13 protein-coding genes are annotated in these 17,324 nt (G+C 67.5%); 10 read left to right on the forward strand and 3 right to left on the reverse strand.

Annotated elements, in window-relative coordinates; translation table 11 throughout:
• Positions 1-35 precede the first annotated feature (35 nt).
• Entirely contained in the window at positions 36-857 is an 822-nt protein-coding gene (locus CFN17_RS16530; protein ID WP_261792241.1) for an IclR family transcriptional regulator, read from the reverse strand.
• A gap of 48 nt (positions 858-905) precedes the next feature.
• On the opposite strand from CFN17_RS16530, the gene CFN17_RS16535 reads away from it, so the two are divergent.
• The 5 genes from CFN17_RS16535 to CFN17_RS16555 all read left to right on the forward strand — a co-directional run bounded on the left by CFN17_RS16535 (position 906) and on the right by CFN17_RS16555 (position 5,813).
• Positions 906-2,246, forward strand: coding sequence for an aromatic acid/H+ symport family MFS transporter (locus CFN17_RS16535; protein ID WP_208748817.1), 1,341 nt, complete (start codon positions 906-908; stop codon positions 2,244-2,246).
• Positions 2,239-3,507 (forward strand): FAD-dependent oxidoreductase, encoded by a 1,269-nt coding sequence (locus CFN17_RS16540; RefSeq protein WP_208748818.1) that lies wholly within the window; start codon positions 2,239-2,241, stop codon positions 3,505-3,507. Before CFN17_RS16535 ends, CFN17_RS16540 begins: the two co-directional genes overlap by 8 nt.
• Positions 3,508-3,742: 235 nt before the next feature.
• Positions 3,743-4,951 (forward strand): inorganic phosphate transporter, encoded by a 1,209-nt coding sequence (locus CFN17_RS16545; protein WP_208748819.1) that lies wholly within the window; start codon positions 3,743-3,745, stop codon positions 4,949-4,951.
• A complete protein-coding gene (locus CFN17_RS16550; protein ID WP_208748820.1) occupies positions 4,948-5,169 on the forward strand; it encodes a hypothetical protein in 222 nt (73 codons plus the stop codon). The genes CFN17_RS16545 and CFN17_RS16550 overlap by 4 nt, the downstream gene beginning before the upstream one ends.
• 95 nt (positions 5,170-5,264) lie before the next feature.
• Positions 5,265-5,813: a dihydrofolate reductase family protein gene (locus CFN17_RS16555; protein WP_208748821.1), complete on the forward strand. Its 549-nt coding sequence runs from the start codon at positions 5,265-5,267 to the stop codon at positions 5,811-5,813.
• On the opposite strand, the gene CFN17_RS16560 is transcribed toward CFN17_RS16555, so the two are convergent.
• Positions 5,810-6,274, reverse strand: a complete 465-nt coding sequence (locus CFN17_RS16560) for a hotdog fold thioesterase (protein WP_208748822.1) — start codon at positions 6,272-6,274, stop codon at positions 5,810-5,812. The genes CFN17_RS16555 and CFN17_RS16560 overlap by 4 nt on opposite strands.
• 244 nt (positions 6,275-6,518) lie before the next feature.
• Between CFN17_RS16560 and polA the strand changes: the two genes are divergently transcribed.
• The 3 genes from polA to rpsA all read left to right on the forward strand — a co-directional run bounded on the left by polA (position 6,519) and on the right by rpsA (position 12,249).
• Positions 6,519-9,161 carry a DNA polymerase I gene (gene polA, locus CFN17_RS16565; protein WP_395926918.1) on the forward strand — a complete coding sequence of 881 codons (2,643 nt, stop codon included), beginning with the start codon at positions 6,519-6,521 and terminating at the stop codon, positions 9,159-9,161.
• Positions 9,162-9,237: 76 nt separating this feature from the next.
• Positions 9,238-10,548, forward strand: a complete 1,311-nt coding sequence (locus CFN17_RS16570; protein WP_208748824.1) for a GNAT family N-acetyltransferase — start codon at positions 9,238-9,240, stop codon at positions 10,546-10,548.
• 225 nt (positions 10,549-10,773) lie between these two features.
• Positions 10,774-12,249: a 30S ribosomal protein S1 gene (gene rpsA / locus CFN17_RS16575; RefSeq protein ID WP_208748825.1), complete on the forward strand. Its 1,476-nt coding sequence runs from the start codon at positions 10,774-10,776 to the stop codon at positions 12,247-12,249.
• Positions 12,250-13,131: 882 nt separating this feature from the next.
• Here the strand turns inward: rpsA and CFN17_RS16580 are convergent.
• A complete protein-coding gene (locus tag CFN17_RS16580; protein WP_208748826.1) occupies positions 13,132-13,833 on the reverse strand; it encodes a YigZ family protein in 702 nt (233 codons plus the stop codon).
• Between the two features lie 22 nt (positions 13,834-13,855).
• Between CFN17_RS16580 and coaE the strand changes: the two genes are divergently transcribed.
• Both coaE and uvrB read left to right on the forward strand, forming a co-directional pair.
• On the forward strand, positions 13,856-15,166 hold the full coding sequence (coaE, locus tag CFN17_RS16585; protein ID WP_208748827.1) for a dephospho-CoA kinase: 1,311 nt from the start codon (positions 13,856-13,858) through the stop codon (positions 15,164-15,166).
• Positions 15,167-15,206: 40 nt separating this feature from the next.
• A complete protein-coding gene (uvrB, locus tag CFN17_RS16590) occupies positions 15,207-17,288 on the forward strand; it encodes an excinuclease ABC subunit UvrB (RefSeq protein ID WP_208748828.1) in 2,082 nt (693 codons plus the stop codon).
• The last annotated feature ends 36 nt before the right edge of the window (positions 17,289-17,324 follow it).

Genomic DNA, 17,324 nt, shown 5'->3' on the forward strand with positions numbered 1-17,324 from the left:
GTGACCTCCAGCATATTCTGTCTGCCAGAATTAGCTCAGTCCGGCTCGGCAGGGTTCGCGGCGATGTCGATCTCCAGTTGGCGGCGGGTTTCGCGCAGGGCCGCCACCAGCCCGGCGTCGAACACCGCCCTGAACCGGATGGACGGCGCGGCGACGCTGAGCGCCCCCACCACCTGCCCTTGCCGGTTGTGGAGGGCCATGCCGAGGGCGCTGACGCCCTCTTCGGTTCCTTCAAAATTGGCGGCGAAGCCGTTCGCGCGGATGGACTCCAGCTCGCGGAGGAACGCCGGATACTCGCTGTCCGGGATGGTGTCGCCGCCGATCTCCGCGTTGCTGCTGCGGAACAGCTGCTCAAGGAGGGGCAGATCCAGCTCCGCCAGCATCGCCTTCCCCCCGGAGGTCCTGCTGGCCGGCATCACCGTGCCCTGGCGGTCGCCGACCCGCAGCACGTTGGTCCCCTCCACCGTGGCCAGGAACCGGACCTTCGTCCCGACCCGGATCATGAGGTTGACGGTCTCGTTGATCCGGGCCGAGAGCAGTTCCATGTGCGGCTGGGCGAGCGTGCGCAGCAGCTTGGTCCAGCTCAGGCCGGCCGGTCCCACGCCCATGGCCGGGCCCGGGACGTAGCGGCGGGTTTCGTCCTGCACGGCGAACCCCCGGTACACCAGCATGGCCAGGAGGCGGTGGGCGGTCGAGGGCGCCACGCCCAGTTCCGCCGCGGCGTCCTTGAGCCGCAGCGTGCCGGTGTCGCGCAGCAACTGCAGCAGCACCAGGGCGTTGTCCACCGCCTCGATGGAATAGGTGGGCCGCTTCTGCGCGGGCTTGCGGGCGGACACGGCTGCCGGTTTGTTCTGCACATCAGAATTATATTGGTGTTCTCCGGGCATCGCCATGACAGTAGTGGGATGAATCACACACCTTCCGCTGCAGCGCCGGAGCGGTCCGCGCCGGGCGTTCCCGGCCCCGCCACCGCTGACGGTCCTGCCTCACGGTTCTCCAAAGGCTCGGCACTGGCCGTCCTTGTCTGCTGGCTTCTGGTGGTCTTCGACGGCTACGACCTCATCGTCTACGGCACCGTCCAGTCGTCGCTGATCTCCGAAACCGGCTGGGGCCTGAACAAGGCCACCGCCGGAACGATCGGTTCCATGGCTTTCGTGGGGATGATGATCGGGGCGATCTTCGCCGGGCGCATGGCCGATTCCTGGGGCCGCCGCCGCACCATCCTGGGCTGCGCCATTGCCTTTTCGATTTTCACCATCCTCTGCGCCTTTGCCCCCAGCGCGCCCGTCTTCGGGGCCCTGCGGCTTCTGGCCGGCATCGGGCTCGGCGGCCTCGTGCCGTCGGCGAACGCGCTTGTGGCCGAACTCGTCACCGCGAAGTGGCGGTCCACGATCGCCACGTTGATGATGTCCGGCGTCCCGATTGGCGGATCCATCGCCGCGCTGGTCGGCATCCAGCTGATCCCCGCGTTCGGCTGGGAGTCCATGTTCCTGGTCGCGTCGGTTGCCCTGCTCGTCGTGGTGCCGCTCGGCGTGAAATACCTTCCGGAGACGCTGGCGCCGGCCGGCGCAGCGGACAGGACCGTCCGGACACCGGCCGGAAACGGGCAACCGGCCAGCGAGCCTGCCGGTTTCTCCTCCCTGCTCCGGGCCCCGTACCTGGGGGTGAGTGTGTTGTTCGCCCTGGCGACGATTGCGACGCTCTTCGCCTGGTACGGCCTGGGCACCTGGCTGCCGAACCTCATGCAGCTGGCCGGCTACAACCTGGGATCCGCCCTGACGTTCGCCCTGGCCCTCAACCTGGGCGCGGTGGCCGGCTCGGTCATCACGGCCTGGGCGGGCACCCGCTTCGGTCCCATCCCCACCGGGATCGCTGCGGCCGCCGTCGCCGCCGGTGCCCTCGTGGTCCTGGTGACCGGACCGCCCGTGGGCGTCGTCTACTTCATGCTGGTCCTCGCCGGCGTGGGCACCCACGGCACGCAGTGCCTCATTATCGCTGCGGTCGCGAGCCACTATCCCGGGCACCTGCGCGGCACCGCGCTGGGCTGGGCGCTGGGGACGGGCCGCATCGGCGCCGTCGCCGCACCCCAGGTCGGCGGGCTCCTGCTCGCCTCCGGGCTGGGCGTCACTTCGAATTTCCTCGCCTTCGCCGGTGCAGCGGTCATCGCCGCGGTCCTGCTGGCCGCCGTCGGGCTCAACCTCAAATCAAAAATCTCACCCTCATCTACAGGAGCAAGCAATGTCTGAGTACGCCCCGTCCACCAACGATGTCCGGTCCACCGATGTCCTCGTCGTCGGGGGCGGCATGGCCGGGCTGGCCGGGGCGCTTGCCCTGCGCGAGAACGGCGCCAACGTCACCCTCGTGGAGCGGGCACCCGAATTCGGCGAGGTCGGCGCGGGCCTGCAGATGGCCCCCAATGCCTCCCGCGTCCTGAAGCGCTGGGGCCTGCTGGAAAAGGCGCTGGAGATCGGCGTCCAGCCCGGGCACCTGGTCTTCCGCGACGCCGTCACCGGCGAGGAGCTCACCCGCCAGAGCCTTGGCGGGGAATTCGAGGAACGCTACGGTGCGCCCTACGTCGTGATCCACCGCAGCGACCTGCACCGGGTCCTGCTCGAAGGCTGCGAAGCTGCCGGGGTCACGCTCGTCAACGACGTCATGGTCGAGACCGTGGAAACCGTCAACGGCCGCGGCGTGGTCCACACCGCAGCCGGCGTGGACTATGAGGCCGACGTCGTGGTCGGTGCCGACGGCCTGAAGTCCACCCTGCGGCCGCTGGTGTCCGACGACGAGCCCGTCTCGTCCGCGTACGTGGCCTACCGGGGCACCGTGCCGATCACCGAAAACACGCCCAAGGCCGACCTCGAGGACGTGATCGTCTACCTCGGACCCGACTGCCACCTGGTCCAGTACCCGCTGCGCAAGGGCGAGCTGCTGAACACCGTGGCCGTGTTCAAGTCCGCCTCGTTCGAGCGCGGCGAAGAGCAGTACGGCGGCGTCGACGAACTGGAGGCCGCGTACAAGGACTGCGTCCCCGCCGTCCGGGAGGCCCTGAAGAACCTGGCCACCGGCATCCGCTGGCCCATGTACGACCGCAACCCGATCGAAAACTGGGTCGCCGGCCGGATGGTCCTCATGGGCGACGCCGCCCACCCGATGCTCCAGTACCTCGCCCAGGGCGCCTGCCAGGCGCTCGAGGACGCCGCCGTGCTGCAGGACGTGACCAACGGCACCGTCTTCACCGCGGACGGCGTAAACCCGGAAGCCTGGGACGGTGCGCTCCGGGAGTTCAACACCATCCGGGCCGGCCGCACCGCCCGGGTCCAGCGCACGGCCCGCATCTGGGGCGAGTCCTGGCACGTGTCCGGACTGGCCCGGACACTGCGCAACCTGCTGTTCAAGAGCCGGAAGGACAACGACTTCCAGTACAACGACTGGCTGTACGGCCAGGACGGCGACGGCGTGCCGGCCGCACACAGCGAGGCGGCCCGGCTGGTGCTTCCCGCCTAGCCTCTGTGACCGGACCGCGCGGCCCTGAAATTGCCGGCCATCTGCCAGGTGGCCGGCAATTTAGGGTCTTCCGGCACGTTTTGCCCTGCCGTCTTTCCCACGTACCATCGATAAGGTTTCAAGCTGCTTTAGCGGCCACTGGACGTTCATCGGATGGGTATCCGATGATGTTAGTGGCCATGCGGCACCGGGGAAGTGGAACTGCTGACCGTGGACACTCTAGATTGGGCAACAGGTGGAAATCACCGCAATGGTTGCGCTAGTGATATTGCTGGCGCTGTTCTTCGACTTCACCAACGGATTTCATGACACGGCGAACGCCATGGCTACCCCCATCGCGACCGGTGCCATTAAACCGAAGACAGCAGTCGCCCTCGCGGCGGTGCTTAACCTTGTGGGCGCGTTCCTCTCCACGGAAGTGGCCAAAACCGTTTCCGGCGGCATCATCAAGGAAGGCTCGGACGGGGTCCAGATCACCCCGGACATCATTTTCGCCGGTCTCATGGGTGCCATTCTCTGGAACATGATCACCTGGCTGAAGGGGCTGCCGTCCAGCTCCTCCCACGCCCTGTTCGGCGGCCTGATCGGCGCCGCGATCGTCGGTATCGGGATCCACTCCATCAACTTCGAGTCGATCCTCCAGAAGGTCATCCTTCCCGCCGTTTTCGCCCCCATCATCGCCGGCGGCGCCGCCTACATCTGCACGCGGCTGGCGTACGCGCTGACGTCCCGCCATGACCCGGAAACAGGAGACAAGCTGACGCAGAAGCGCGGCGGCTTCCGCAACGGCCAGGTCTTCAGTTCCAGCCTCGTCGCGCTCGCCCACGGCACCAACGACGCCCAGAAGACCATGGGCATCATCACCCTGGTCCTGATCTCCGCCGGACTGCAGGCGGCCGGCTCCGGCCCGCAGTGGTGGGTCATCACCACCTGCGCCTTCGCCATCGCGATCGGCACCTACGCCGGCGGGTGGCGGATCATCCGCACCATGGGCGCGGGCCTCACCGAAGTGAAGCCCGCCCAGGGCTTCTCCGCGGAGACCAGCACAGCCACCGCCATCCTGGCCTCGTCCCACCTCGGCTTCGCCCTCTCCACCACCCAGGTTGCCTCCGGCTCCGTGATCGGCTCCGGGATGGGGCGCCGCGGCACCACCGTGAAGTGGGGACTGGCCGGACGGATTGCTGTCGGCTGGCTCTTCACGCTCCCCGCAGCCGGCATCGTGGGCGCCCTCACCGCCTTGCTCGTGCAGACCGGCGTCATCGGCGTGGTCATCGCGGCAGTGGCCGGCACAGCCGCCGTCGTGTACATGTTTGTGCACTCCCGGAAGTCCCACGTGGGCCACCACAACGCCGTCCAGATCGAAGAAGTCGGCCAGGCCGTGCAGTTCCGCAAGAAGAAGAAGTCCGCCGCCAAGGCGATGAACAACGGGGGAACCAAGCGATGAAATGGTTTGAACTGTTCAGCGTGGCCGGTGCCACCCTGGTGTCAGCCGTGACAATCGTGGTCCTCTACGCTCTCGGCGTCCGCCTCACAGCAATCGCCGGCGACGTGCGGAACACGCCGCCGTCCTGGACCCGGCCGCTTTCATACGTGTGCTTCGGCCTGTGCGGACTCGCCGTACTCTTCGGGCTCTACCTGATCATTCCGTACTTCCACAAGTAGGGCCGCACGGTCCTTCATGGCTCCGTCGCCGCACTGCCTGACTGTCGGGCGCCCGGGGATGGGAACCGGGCGCGGCATTGGCTAGGCTGGGGGCCATGGCGAGCTTCCAGTACTTCGTGGCCTCCTCGATCGACGGCTTCATCGCCACGGACGATGACAACCTGGCCTGGCTGCTTCAGTTTGACGGCTTCGACGGCGGCCAGGACAGCTACGACGCGTTCCTTGCCGGGGTTGGCTGCATCGTCATGGGCGGCGAGACGTACGCCTGGCTCCTGGCGCACGAGCCGGGGAAGTGGCCGTACCCCGGCACGCCCTGCTGGGTTTTCACCCACCACGAACAGTCCGCGCCGAAAGGCGCCAATGTGACCTTTGTGCGCGGCTCGGTCCGGGAATTCGCCGACGACCTCAAGGACGAAGCCGGCGGCCGGAACATCTGGGTGGTCGGCGGCGGCGTGCTGGCCGCGCAGTTCGCGGACGCCGGGCTGCTGGACGAACTGTTTCTCTCCGTCATTCCCGTGGTGCTGGGCGGCGGCAAGCAGCTGCTGCCCATGACCGGCCCGACGCCGCCGCTGGAGCTGACCGCGTCCCGCACCCTGGGCCGGGGCATCGTGGAGCTGCGCTACCGTTTCCCGGGCAAGAGCTAGCCGGCGATATCGCGGATCAGGTTCGTGATCCGGGCGGTGGACAGCCGCCGGCCCTGTTCATCGGTCATGACGATCTCATGCGTCGTCAGCGTCCGGCCGAGGTGGATCGCCTTGCAGGTGCCGGTGACGGTGCCTGCGGCGACGGAGCGGTGATGCGTGGCCCCGACCTCGATCCCGAGCGCCTGCCGGCGCGGGCCCGCGTGCAGTCCGGCGGCGAAGGAGCCCAGGGTCTCGGCCAGGACCACGTGCGCGCCGCCGTGCAGGATGCCGGCCACCTGGGTGTTCCCCTCCACGGGCATGGTGGCCACGGTCCGCTCCGGACTCATTTCCAGGAAGCGGATTCCCATCTTCACCACGAGGGCGCCGACGCCGTACTGGCCCAGCCACTCGTGCATGTGCTCGGGAACCCCGGCCGCCGCAAGCTCCGCCGCGAAGGGTGCGGGCGTGAAATTGTCCATCATGGGAACTAGGCTGGCACCTGTGAGTGAAACTACCAAACCGGCCCCTTCTCCTGCCAGCACCCTGACCGCAGACGCCGCAGACGCCGCGGACGCCGTCGCCGACGCCGTGACCGGACCGGCCGCCGCCAAGGCCGGTGCCCCGGCCAGTAAGCCGCGCCGTGCCGCCGCGGAGGTCTCCGCGACAGACGCGCCGGTGGTGCCCCTCACGGACCAGCCCCGGCTCCTTGTCCTGGATGGACACTCGATGGCCTTCCGCGCGTTCTACGCGCTGCCGGCCGAGAACTTCGCCACTTCCACCGGCCAGCACACCAACGCCGTCCATGGTTTCACGTCCATGCTGATCAACCTCATCAAGGAACAGAAGCCCACGCACGTCGCTGTGGCGTTCGACGTCTCCGATGACACTACGTTCCGCAAGGCCGAGTACGACGGCTACAAGGGCGGCCGCAATGAGACGCCCAGGGAGTTCAGCGGCCAGATCGACCTCATCGAAAAGGTCATGACCGCCTGGGGCATCAGAACCATCAAGATGCCCGGCTACGAGGCCGACGACATCCTCGCCACGCTCGCCGCCCAGGGCGACGAAGCCGGCTACGAGGTCCTGCTCGTCTCGGGGGACCGCGACACCTTCCAGCTCATCACCGACAACGTTTTCGTGCTGTACCCGAAACAGGGCGTCAGCAACATCCCCCGGATGGACGCCGAGGCGATCGAAACCAAGTACTTCGTGTCCCCGCCGCGCTATTCGGACCTCGCCGCACTCGTCGGGGAGACCGCGGACAACCTGCCCGGCGTGCCCGGCGTCGGGCCCAAGACTGCCGCGAAGTGGATCAACCAGTACGGCGGCCTCGAGGGGATCCTGGAAAACCTCGAATCGATCGGCGGGAAGGTGGGCGATGCCCTCCGCGAGCACATCGAGTCCGTCAAGCGGAACCGCCGGCTCAACCGCCTCCTGACCGACCTCGAGCTTCCCGTGTCCCTGGCGGACCTCGAGGAGCCCCGCCCGGACCATGACGCCATCGAGGAAATCTTCGACCGGCTGGAATTCAAGACCCTCCGCACCCGGCTCTTCGCGCTCTACGGCAACGAACCGGCCGACGCCGGATCGGACAGCATCGAGATTCCCGAGTTCTCGACGCTCGGCTCCGCGGACGAGCTGCAGGCCTTCTTCGACGCCGGCAAGGGCCTCCGGTCCGCCGTCGCCGTCGACTTCGTGCCCGGACGGATTGTCGACGACGCGTCGGCGCTGGCCGTGGTCCGCAAAGACGCCGCCGCCTACATCGAGCTCACCGGCCTAGACGCCGCGGCGGACGCCGTGCTGGCCGGCTGGCTCCGGGACTCCGGCGCCGCGAAAGTCTTGCACGGTTTCAAACCGGCGCTGAAGGCCTTCAAAGCCCGCGGCCTCGATCTCGACGGCGTGGTGGACGACACCGCGATCTCCGGGTACCTGATCCAGCCGGACCGCCGCAGCTATGAACTCGCCGAGCTCGCCCAGCACCACCTCAAGCTCACCGTGTCCGCCGAGGCGGCCAAGACCGGTCAGCTGGAGCTCGCCTTCGGCGGCGAGGACGACGGTGCCGCCGCCGGCGCGCTGGTCCAGCAGGCCGCCGTCGTGCACGTCCTCAGCCACCACTTCGAAACGGAACTGAAGACCCGCAAAGCCCAGGAGCTCCTGACGAGCCTTGAGCTGCCGGTCAGCCGGGTCCTGGCGCAGATGGAACTCACCGGCATTGCGGTCTCGATGGAGCGCATGGACGAGCAGTTGGCCGACCTCGCCAAGGTGATCGACAACGCCCAGGAGCAGGCCTTCGCGGCGATCGGGCACGAGGTCAACCTCGGCTCGCCCAAGCAGCTGCAGACGGTGCTCTTCGACGAACTCGGGCTGCCCAAGACGAAGAAGATCAAGTCCGGCTACACCACCGACGCCGCGTCGCTGAAATCGCTGCTGGAGAAGACCGGCCACGAGTTCCTCGTCCAGCTGATGGCCCACCGCGAGTCTTCGAAGCTGCGCCAGATGGTCGAAAGCCTCAAGAAATCCGTGGCGGACGACGGCCGGATCCACACCACCTACGCGCAGAACGTGGCCGCCACCGGCCGCATCTCCTCGAACAACCCGAACCTGCAGAACATCCCGGTCCGGAGCGAGGAAGGCCGGCGGGTCCGCAGCATCTTCGTGGTGAGCGACGGCTACGACTGCCTGCTGTCCGCGGACTACTCGCAGATCGAAATGCGGATCATGGCGCACCTGTCCGGGGACGCCGGACTGATCCAGGCGTACAAGGACGGCGAAGACCTGCACCGCTACGTCGGCTCGCACATCTTCCACGTGCCGCCGGCCGAGGTCACCAGCGCCATGCGCTCCAAGGTCAAGGCCATGTCTTACGGCCTGGCCTACGGGTTGACCTCCTTCGGGCTCTCCAAGCAGCTGGAGATCTCCGTGGACGAGGCCCGGACGCTGATGAAGGAATACTTCGAACGCTTCGGTGCCGTCCGGGACTACCTCCGCGGGGTGGTCGACCAGGCCCGGATCGACGGCTACACGGCCACCATCGAGGGCCGCCGCCGCTACCTGCCGGACCTCACCAGCACGGACCGGCAACTGCGCGAAATCGCCGAGCGGGTCGCGTTGAACTCGCCCATCCAGGGTTCGGCGGCGGACATCATCAAGCGCGCCATGCTTGGCGTCTCCGGCGCCCTCGCGGAACAGGGGCTGAAATCCCGGATGCTGCTGCAGGTCCATGACGAACTGGTCCTGGAAGTCGCCGAGGGCGAGCGGGAGGCCGTGGAGAAGCTGGTCACCGTGCAGATGGGCTCGGCCGCGGACCTGAGCGTTCCGCTCGACGTCCAGATCGGCATCGGCTCCAGCTGGCACGAGGCCGGCCACTAGTCCGCCGGCGGGGCCGCCGCGGGACGCGTCCGCGCGCCTGTGGCGGCCGTGCGCTCCTTTGGTTAGGCTCGTGACTGTGTCAAATCCAAGAGGGGACTATGAAATCCGCCGGTTTGAGCCGGCGGCCAAGGACAGCCCGGAGTACCCGGAGTCCGTTGCATGGATGCAGGCGGTAGCTTTCGGCTTCCACGATGCCCGCCGCAGCGACGAGCGGGTGGACAAAGGCATCGAAATGCAGCGCGCGGACCGGCGTGTCATGACCGGGGCCTACCAGACCGGCGCCGTCGCCGACCATGCGCTGGGCGCCGAGGTGCCGGTGGCGACGTTCGGCACCATGGACAAAACGCTCAACATCGGCTTCGGCCGGCTGCTGGAGACCCGGCTCGTGACCGCCGTGACCGTGCGGACCTCGCACCGTCGGCGCGGCCTGCTGCGCCGGATGATGGTCGATGAGTTGACCCTGGCCCGCCGCCAGGGCCGGGCGATGGCGGCCCTCACCGCCTCGGAAGCATCAATCTACGGCCGCTTCGGGTACGGTGTGGCAACCTCCGAGCAGTCCATCAAAGTCGACACCAGCGCCCGGTTCGCGCTGCACCACACCGCTGTGGGAAGCGTCGAGGTCGCCGACCCCCAGGTGCTCCTGGAGTTGGCACCGCAGGTCTTCGACCGGCTGCACCGCATGACGCCGGGGTCCATCGACCGGCACGAGTTCTACCGGCAGTTCGCCTCGGGGTCCATCAGCCGGGACGGTGGCGAGGACCCCAAAATCAAGGTGGCGCTGCACTATGGCCCCGACGGCGAGGTGGACGGCTACGTGTCCTACAAGTTCGGCGGCTGGTCCAGCACGCCCTACACGATGGAGATCGTCGACCTCGTGGCCGCCACCCGGGCGGCGTACCTGGAGCTCTGGCAGTACCTCGGTGCCATCGACCTCGTCGAGCGCGTCACCTGGGAGGAAGCGCCGGTGGATGATCCTTTGCCGTGGGCGCTGGCCGACGCGCGCTGCGTCGAGGCGTCCGACGCAAGGGACATGCTCTGGCTGCGGGTGCTGGACGTCAAGGCGGTCCTCGAGGCCCGCCACTATCCGGCTGACGGGCGGCTGGTGCTGGAGGCGACCGACCCGCTGGGCCTGACCGGCGGCACGTTTGCCCTGGACGTGACCGGGGGCGCCGCCGTCGTCACCGAAACCGGCGGTGCGGGGGACGCCGGCGCCGGGGCCGACCTCCGGCTCGACGTCTCAGCACTGTCCTCCATCTATCTCGGCGGCGTGCACCCGGTCACATTGGCCGGCTCCGGGCGCATCCAGGAGCGGACGCCGGGGGCGGCGTTCCTCGCCGCCCGGATGTTCGCCGTCGAACGCCCCGCGCACTGCCTCACACACTTCTAGGAGGACGGTCCGCGCGCCGGCGTCGCCGCCCGCGCGCTTTGACCCGCGTTGACGTAAACGACTAGACTAAACGGGCGTGTACTACGTGTGCGCATCTACAATCCACAAAATCAGGATGACCCGGCGGATCAGTTGCTGAGAAGCCGTGTTCTTCGCCTGCATTCCATAATGCGGGCGAAGCGGTTTGCCTGACCGACTAACTATCCACAACGGAGCCCCTACTACATGACCATCACCTCCACCGAGAAGCCCGGTACCCCCGTAGTCGCGATTAACGACATCGGTACCGCTGAGGACTTCCTCGCAGCTGTCGACGCCACCATCAAGTACTTCAACGACGGAGACCTCGTCGAAGGTACCGTCGTCAAGGTCGACCGCGACGAAGTTCTGCTCGACATCGGTTACAAGACCGAAGGTGTCATTCCCTCCCGCGAGCTTTCCATCAAGCACGACGTTGACCCCGGAGACGTCGTCTCCGTTGGCGATCAGGTCGAAGCCCTGGTGCTCACCAAGGAAGACAAAGAAGGCCGCCTGATCCTCTCCAAGAAGCGTGCTCAGTACGAGCGTGCCTGGGGCGACATCGAGAAGGTCAAGGAAGAAGACGGTGTTGTCACCGGTACCGTCATCGAGGTTGTCAAGGGTGGTCTTATCCTCGACATCGGTCTGCGCGGCTTCCTGCCCGCATCCCTCGTCGAGATGCGCCGTGTGCGCGACCTCGCTCCGTACATCGGTCAGCAGATCGAAGCCAAGATCATCGAGCTGGACAAGAACCGCAACAACGTTGTGCTGTCCCGCCGTGCATGGCTCGAGCAGACCCAGTCCGAGGTCCGCTCCACGTTCCTCAACAAGCTGGAAAAGGGCCAGGTCCGTCCCGGCGTCGTTTCCTCCATCGTCAACTTCGGTGCCTTCGTGGACCTGGGCGGCGTAGACGGCCTGGTTCACGTTTCCGAGCTGTCCTGGAAGCACATCGACCACCCGTCCGAGGTTGTCGAAGTTGGCCAGGAAGTCACCGTCGAGGTTCTCGAGGTCGACCTGGACCGCGAGCGCGTCTCCCTGTCCCTCAAGGCTACGCAGGAAGACCCGTGGCAGACCTTCGCCCGCACCCACGCCCTCGGCCAGGTTGTTCCGGGTAAGGTCACCAAGCTCGTTCCGTTCGGTGCGTTCGTCCGCGTCGAAGACGGCATCGAAGGCCTGGTCCACATCTCCGAGCTCGCCGTGCGCCACGTTGAGCTGGCCGAGCAGGTTGTCTCCGTCGGCGACGAACTGTTCGTCAAGGTCATCGACATCGACCTCGAGCGCCGCCGCATCTCCCTGTCCCTCAAGCAGGCCAACGAGGGCGTCGACGCCGACAGCACCGAATTCGACCCGGCACTCTACGGCATGGCCGCCGAGTACGACGAAGAGGGCAACTACAAGTACCCGGAGGGCTTCGACCCGGAGTCCAACGAGTGGCTTGAAGGCTACGAGAACCAGCGCGCCGCCTGGGAGCAGCAGTACGCTGACGCCCAGACCCGCTGGGAAGCACACAAGAAGCAGGTTGCCCAGCACGCTGCCGACGACGCTGCAGCTGCAACGTCCGGCGAGAGCGACTCCGGCGCCACCAGCTACTCCTCCGAGCCGGCCACGACCGAAGCCGGTGCAGGCACGCTTGCATCCGACGAGGCCCTCGCCGCTCTGCGCGAGAAGCTGACCGGCAACTAATTGCCCCGCTGCTCAAGGAGCCATTCCCTGAGCCAAGGCAGTTCGTAGCCTGGACACCGCACCCGTGGGTGCGCAGCAGGCAAGGTGCACAGCAGGCAAGGTGCACAGTAAAGGTGGCCGTCCCTTCGGGGGCGGCCACCTTTTCGTGTAAGCCCAGGGACATGCCCCAGGGAGCCCTGGCCACGTTCACCCCCTCCACTGGACATGCTCATTCTTGGAGCCCGGCCCTTCGGGACATGCTCCGTGGCCGTTGAGATCGCGGCGCATGCTCATTTTTGGTGGCCGCCTCCAGGGGACATGCCCCGTGGCTGTCAGCATCGCGGCGCATGCTCATTTCTGGTGCCCGCCTCCAGGGGACATGCCCCGTGGCTCTCAGCACCGCGGCGCATGCTCATTTCTGGAGCCCAGCTCTTGGGGACATGCTCATTCCTGGACCGGCCCTGTGAGCATACGGGCAATATGTCCTTTCCTGGCTTCCCGCGGGGGACATGCCCACTGCTCCGGACCGCTGCTTGGGAGCATGCTCATTCTTGGAGACCAGCCCCTGTTGCGCCGCGGTGTCGCGCTGTTGAACGGCCCGATGGATCGGCCATGGGAAACCGCACGGCCAGTTATCGGGATCTGGCCGGACACATCCGGGAATTGGCGCATTAGGAACCGAGGAATCGCGCCGCACGGGGCTTGAACTCGCCAGCAGCGGAGGGCATGTCCATTGTTTGGCTCGAGGGACGAGCATGGTGGCGCTATGTCCATCGCTAGGGGCCCAGGTGGGGCATGTCCCGCGGCGGAGTCCTGCCTGCCAGCACCGGACCTCCGAACTGCCACCACTAGTCCATGCCACCACTGAAGCCCCGCCGACCCGCTACCCGCGAAGCGCGGACGTCAGCCCATCGGGACGTCGATCCACTCCGTCTCCTCCGGCATCAGGCGCGCGTTGCCGGCGGACAAGGCGGCCACGTGCTCCGCGGCGGCGGCCAGTGAATCCGGGTCGTCGGGCAGGGCAATCCGCAGGACCGTCTCCTGTGCCTCGTACCGGGTGTCGGCCATGACGTAGCCTGCAGCGCGGAGGTCGTTCTCGAGCCGTCCGGCGGCGGCATGGCCTACGGGAACCGAGCAGATGCGAAGGCGTCGGCGCCGCACGAGGGGCGCGAGCGCCAGCGCTGAGGACACCGATTCCGAGTAGGCGCGCACCAGTCCGCCGGCACCCAGGAGAACGCCCCCGAAATAGCGCACCACGACCGCGGCGACGTCACTGAGGTCGGCGACGCCGGGCACGGTCTCACGCTTCAGGAGCGCCTCGAGCATGGGGATGCCCGCGGTGCCGGACGGCTCGCCGTCGTCGTTGGAGCGCTGCACGTCCTGGTCGGGGCCGAGGACGAAGGCGAAACAGTGATGCCGGGCGTCGTGGAATTCCCTGCGCAGGCCGGCCAGGACAGACCGGGCTGCGTCCTCGTCGGGTGTGCGGGCCAGGACGGTGATGAACCGGGACCGTTTGACCTCGATTTCGTGGCGGAACGGGGACCCCGCGGCCAGGGTGGTGTAAACGGATCTCCTGCTCCCGGGGTAATCCGCCTCATCTGCCACCGGATCAGTTTAGTCTGGTGGGGTGTTGAAGATCGGGTTGACGGGCGGGATCGCCTCGGGGAAGTCCATGGTGGCTGCGCGCCTCCGCGAGCTCGGCGCGGTGCTGGTCGACGCTGACGCGCTGGCCAGGGAGGTCGTGGAACCCGGCACGCCCGGGCTGGCCAAGGTGGTCCAAGCGTTCAGTGCCGCAGTCCTGACGCCGGAGGGCCGGCTGGACCGGGCCCGGCTGGGGTCACTGGTCTTCGGCAACCCGGAACGCCTGGCCGTGCTGAACGGCATTATCCACCCCTTGGTGCGGGAGCGCGCCGCCGCCCTGGTTGCCGCCGCCCCCGCGGGCGCGGTCGTGGTCCAGGACATCCCGCTGCTGGTGGAAACCGGGCAGGGGAAGAACTTCCACCTGGTGGTGGTGGTGGACGCGCCGGACGACGTCCGGGTCCGGCGGATGGCCGAACACCGGGGGATGAGCGCTGGCGAGGCGCGCGCCCGGATGGGCGCCCAGGTGGCACGCGGGGACCGGCTCGCGGCTGCCGACGTCGTGCTCGACAACTCGGGCACCCCGGAAGACCTCCGCGCGGCCGTGGACGCGCTGTGGGAGGGCCGGCTGATGCCGTTTGCGCTCAACCTCAAGGAGCAGAGGGTTGCCCCGCGGACCGCCGGTCCGGTCCTCGCCCCGGCCGATCCCGGCTGGGCGGCCCAGGCGGCCCGGCTGATCGCACGGCTGCACGCCGCGGTCCCCGAGGACGTCCTCGCCATGGACCACATCGGCTCCACCGCGGTCCCGGGCCTGGACGCCAAGGACGTGATCGACCTCCAGTTGACCGTCCGCGACCTCGACACCGCGGACCGGATCGCGCCGCTGCTGGCCGAGGCCGGGTATCCGCGCTGGCCCGGCATCATCGCCGACAACCCCAAACCCGCGCACCCGGATCCTGCCGACTGGGGCAAGCGGCTGCACGGGAGCGCCGATCCCGGCCGGCCGGTGAATCTGCACCTGCGCGCCGCCGGCTCGCCGGGGTGGCGGTACGCGCTGTGCTTCCGCGACTGGCTCCGCACCGATGCCCGGGCCCGGGCGGACTACGTGGCCGAGAAGAACCGCGCCGCAGGGCTGCACGAGACGGACAAATCCACCGCGGGCTACGCCGCGGACAAGGAAAGCTGGTTCACCGACTACGCCGCACCGCGGATGGAGGCGTGGGTGGCGCGCACCGGCTGGCGGCCGCCGTCGTACGCCGACGACGCCGGGTCCGCCGACGCCGGGACCGGCACCGCCGGCGGCGGTACAGGAGCCGGGACCGGCACGGGCGCCCCCGGCCCGGGTACAGCCCAAAGCTGAATGCGGTCTGGCTGTCGGAGGCCGGCGGTAGATTAGATACATGAGCCTTGCCCAGGAAATCAACCGTGTCGTGGCCCCCTTCGAAGTCATCAGCGAATACCAGCCTGCCGGTGACCAGCCGGCGGCGATTGCGGAGCTCACCGAGCGGATCCGCAACGGCGAAAAGGATGTGGTGCTGCTGGGCGCCACGGGTACCGGCAAAAGCGCGACGACGGCGTGGCTCATTGAGCAGGTCCAGCGCCCCACGCTGGTGATGGTGCAGAACAAGACCCTGGCCGCCCAGCTCGCCAACGAATTCCGCGAACTGCTCCCCAACAACGCGGTGGAGTACTTCGTCTCCTACTACGACTACTACCAGCCCGAGGCCTACGTGCCGCAGACGGACACCTTCATCGAGAAGGATTCCTCCGTCAATGAGGAAGTTGAGCGGCTGCGCCACTCGGCTACGAACGCCCTGCTGACCCGCCGCGACGTCGTGGTGGTCGCCACGGTGTCCTGCATCTACGGCCTCGGCACCCCGGAAGAATACATCGCCGGCATGGTGACGCTCCGCAAGGGCGCCGAAATGAACCGCGACGACCTGCTCCGGCGGTTCGTAGCGATGCAATACACCCGCAACGACATGGACTTCCACCGCGGCACGTTCCGGGTCCGCGGCGATACCGTGGAAATCATCCCGATGTACGAGGAACTCGCCATCCGGATCGAATTCTTCGGCGACGAGATCGAGAACATTTACACCCTGCACCCGCTGACCGGCGAGGTCATCCGGGACGAGACGGAGATGTACGTCTTCCCGGCCTCGCACTATGTCGCCGGGCCCGAACGCATGAGCCGGGCCATCTCGCGGATCGAGGACGAGCTCGCCGAACGGCTCAAGGTCCTGGAGGGCCAGAACAAGCTCGTCGAGGCACAGCGGCTGCGGATGCGCACCACGTACGACCTCGAAATGATGCAGCAGATGGGCTTCTGCAACGGGATCGAGAACTATTCCCGCCACATCGACGGGCGCGACGGCGGCACCGCGCCGCACTGCCTCCTCGACTACTTCCCGGACGACTTCCTGCTGGTCATCGACGAATCGCACGTCACCGTCCCGCAGATCGGTGCCATGTACGAGGGCGACATGTCCCGCAAGCGCACCCTCGTGGACCACGGTTTCCGGCTGCCCTCGGCCATGGACAACCGGCCGCTGAAATGGGACGAGTTCCTCGAACGGATCGGCCAGACCGTCTACCTCTCCGCCACGCCGGGCAAGTACGAGCTCGGCAAGTCCGACGGCTTCGTCCAGCAGATCATCCGCCCCACCGGCCTGGTGGACCCGGAGGTGATCGTCAAGCCGACCAAGGGCCAGATCGATGACCTGCTGGGCGAGATCCGCACCCGGACCGCGAAGAACGAACGGGTCCTGGTCACCACGCTGACCAAGCGGATGGCCGAAGACCTCACCGACTATCTCCTGGGCCACGGCGTCAAGGTGGAGTACCTGCACTCCGACGTCGACACCCTGCGCCGCGTGGAACTGCTGCGGGAACTGCGGATGGGTGTCTTCGACGTCCTCGTGGGCATCAACCTGCTCCGTGAAGGCCTTGACCTGCCGGAAGTCTCGCTGGTGAGCATCCTGGACGCGGACAAGGAAGGCTTCCTGCGCTCCGCGACTTCCCTGATCCAGACCATTGGCCGCGCGGCGCGTAACGTCTCCGGCCAGGTTCACATGTATGCGGACCGGATCACTGACTCGATGGCCCAGGCGATCGATGAGACGAACCGCCGGCGCGCCATCCAGGTTGCCTTCAACACCGAGCACGGGATCGACCCCCAGCCGCTGCGCAAGCGGATCGCGGACATCACGGACCAGCTGGCCAAGGAGGACGCGGACACCCGTGAGCTCCTCGCCGCGGCCGGCAAGAACCGCGGCAAGGGCAAGGGCGCCGCGGTCATCCGGGAAGACGGCCTCGCGGCCGCCCCGGCGGAGGATCTGGTGGGCCTGATCGAGCAGCTGACGGAGCAGATGCACGCCGCCGCCGCGGAACTGCAGTTTGAACTTGCGGCCCGGCTCCGCGACGAAGTGGGCGAATTGAAGAAGGAACTGCGGCAGATGCAGTCCGCGGGCCACGCCTAGGGTAAACTCGGACGGACGTAGGGGAGTATCCCAAGC

The organism is Arthrobacter sp. PM3, assembly GCF_003352915.1.
Taxonomy (GTDB): domain Bacteria; phylum Actinomycetota; class Actinomycetes; order Actinomycetales; family Micrococcaceae; genus Arthrobacter.

Bases quoted from the DNA above. Each gene is read 5' to 3' on its own strand.
- CFN17_RS16535 (WP_208748817.1), top strand. From the start codon at position 906: ATGAATCACACACCTTCCGCTGCAGCGCCGGAGCGGTCCGCGCCGGGC.
- CFN17_RS16540 (WP_208748818.1), top strand. From the start codon at position 2,239: ATGTCTGAGTACGCCCCGTCCACCAACGATGTCCGGTCCACCGATGTC.
- CFN17_RS16550 (WP_208748820.1), top strand. From the start codon at position 4,948: ATGAAATGGTTTGAACTGTTCAGCGTGGCCGGTGCCACCCTGGTGTCA.
- CFN17_RS16555 (WP_208748821.1), top strand. From the start codon at position 5,265: ATGGCGAGCTTCCAGTACTTCGTGGCCTCCTCGATCGACGGCTTCATC.
- CFN17_RS16560 (WP_208748822.1), bottom strand. From the start codon at position 6,274: ATGATGGACAATTTCACGCCCGCACCCTTCGCGGCGGAGCTTGCGGCG.
- polA (WP_395926918.1), top strand. From the start codon at position 6,519: ATGGCCTTCCGCGCGTTCTACGCGCTGCCGGCCGAGAACTTCGCCACT.
- rpsA (WP_208748825.1), top strand. From the start codon at position 10,774: ATGACCATCACCTCCACCGAGAAGCCCGGTACCCCCGTAGTCGCGATT.
- uvrB (WP_208748828.1), top strand. From the start codon at position 15,207: ATGAGCCTTGCCCAGGAAATCAACCGTGTCGTGGCCCCCTTCGAAGTC.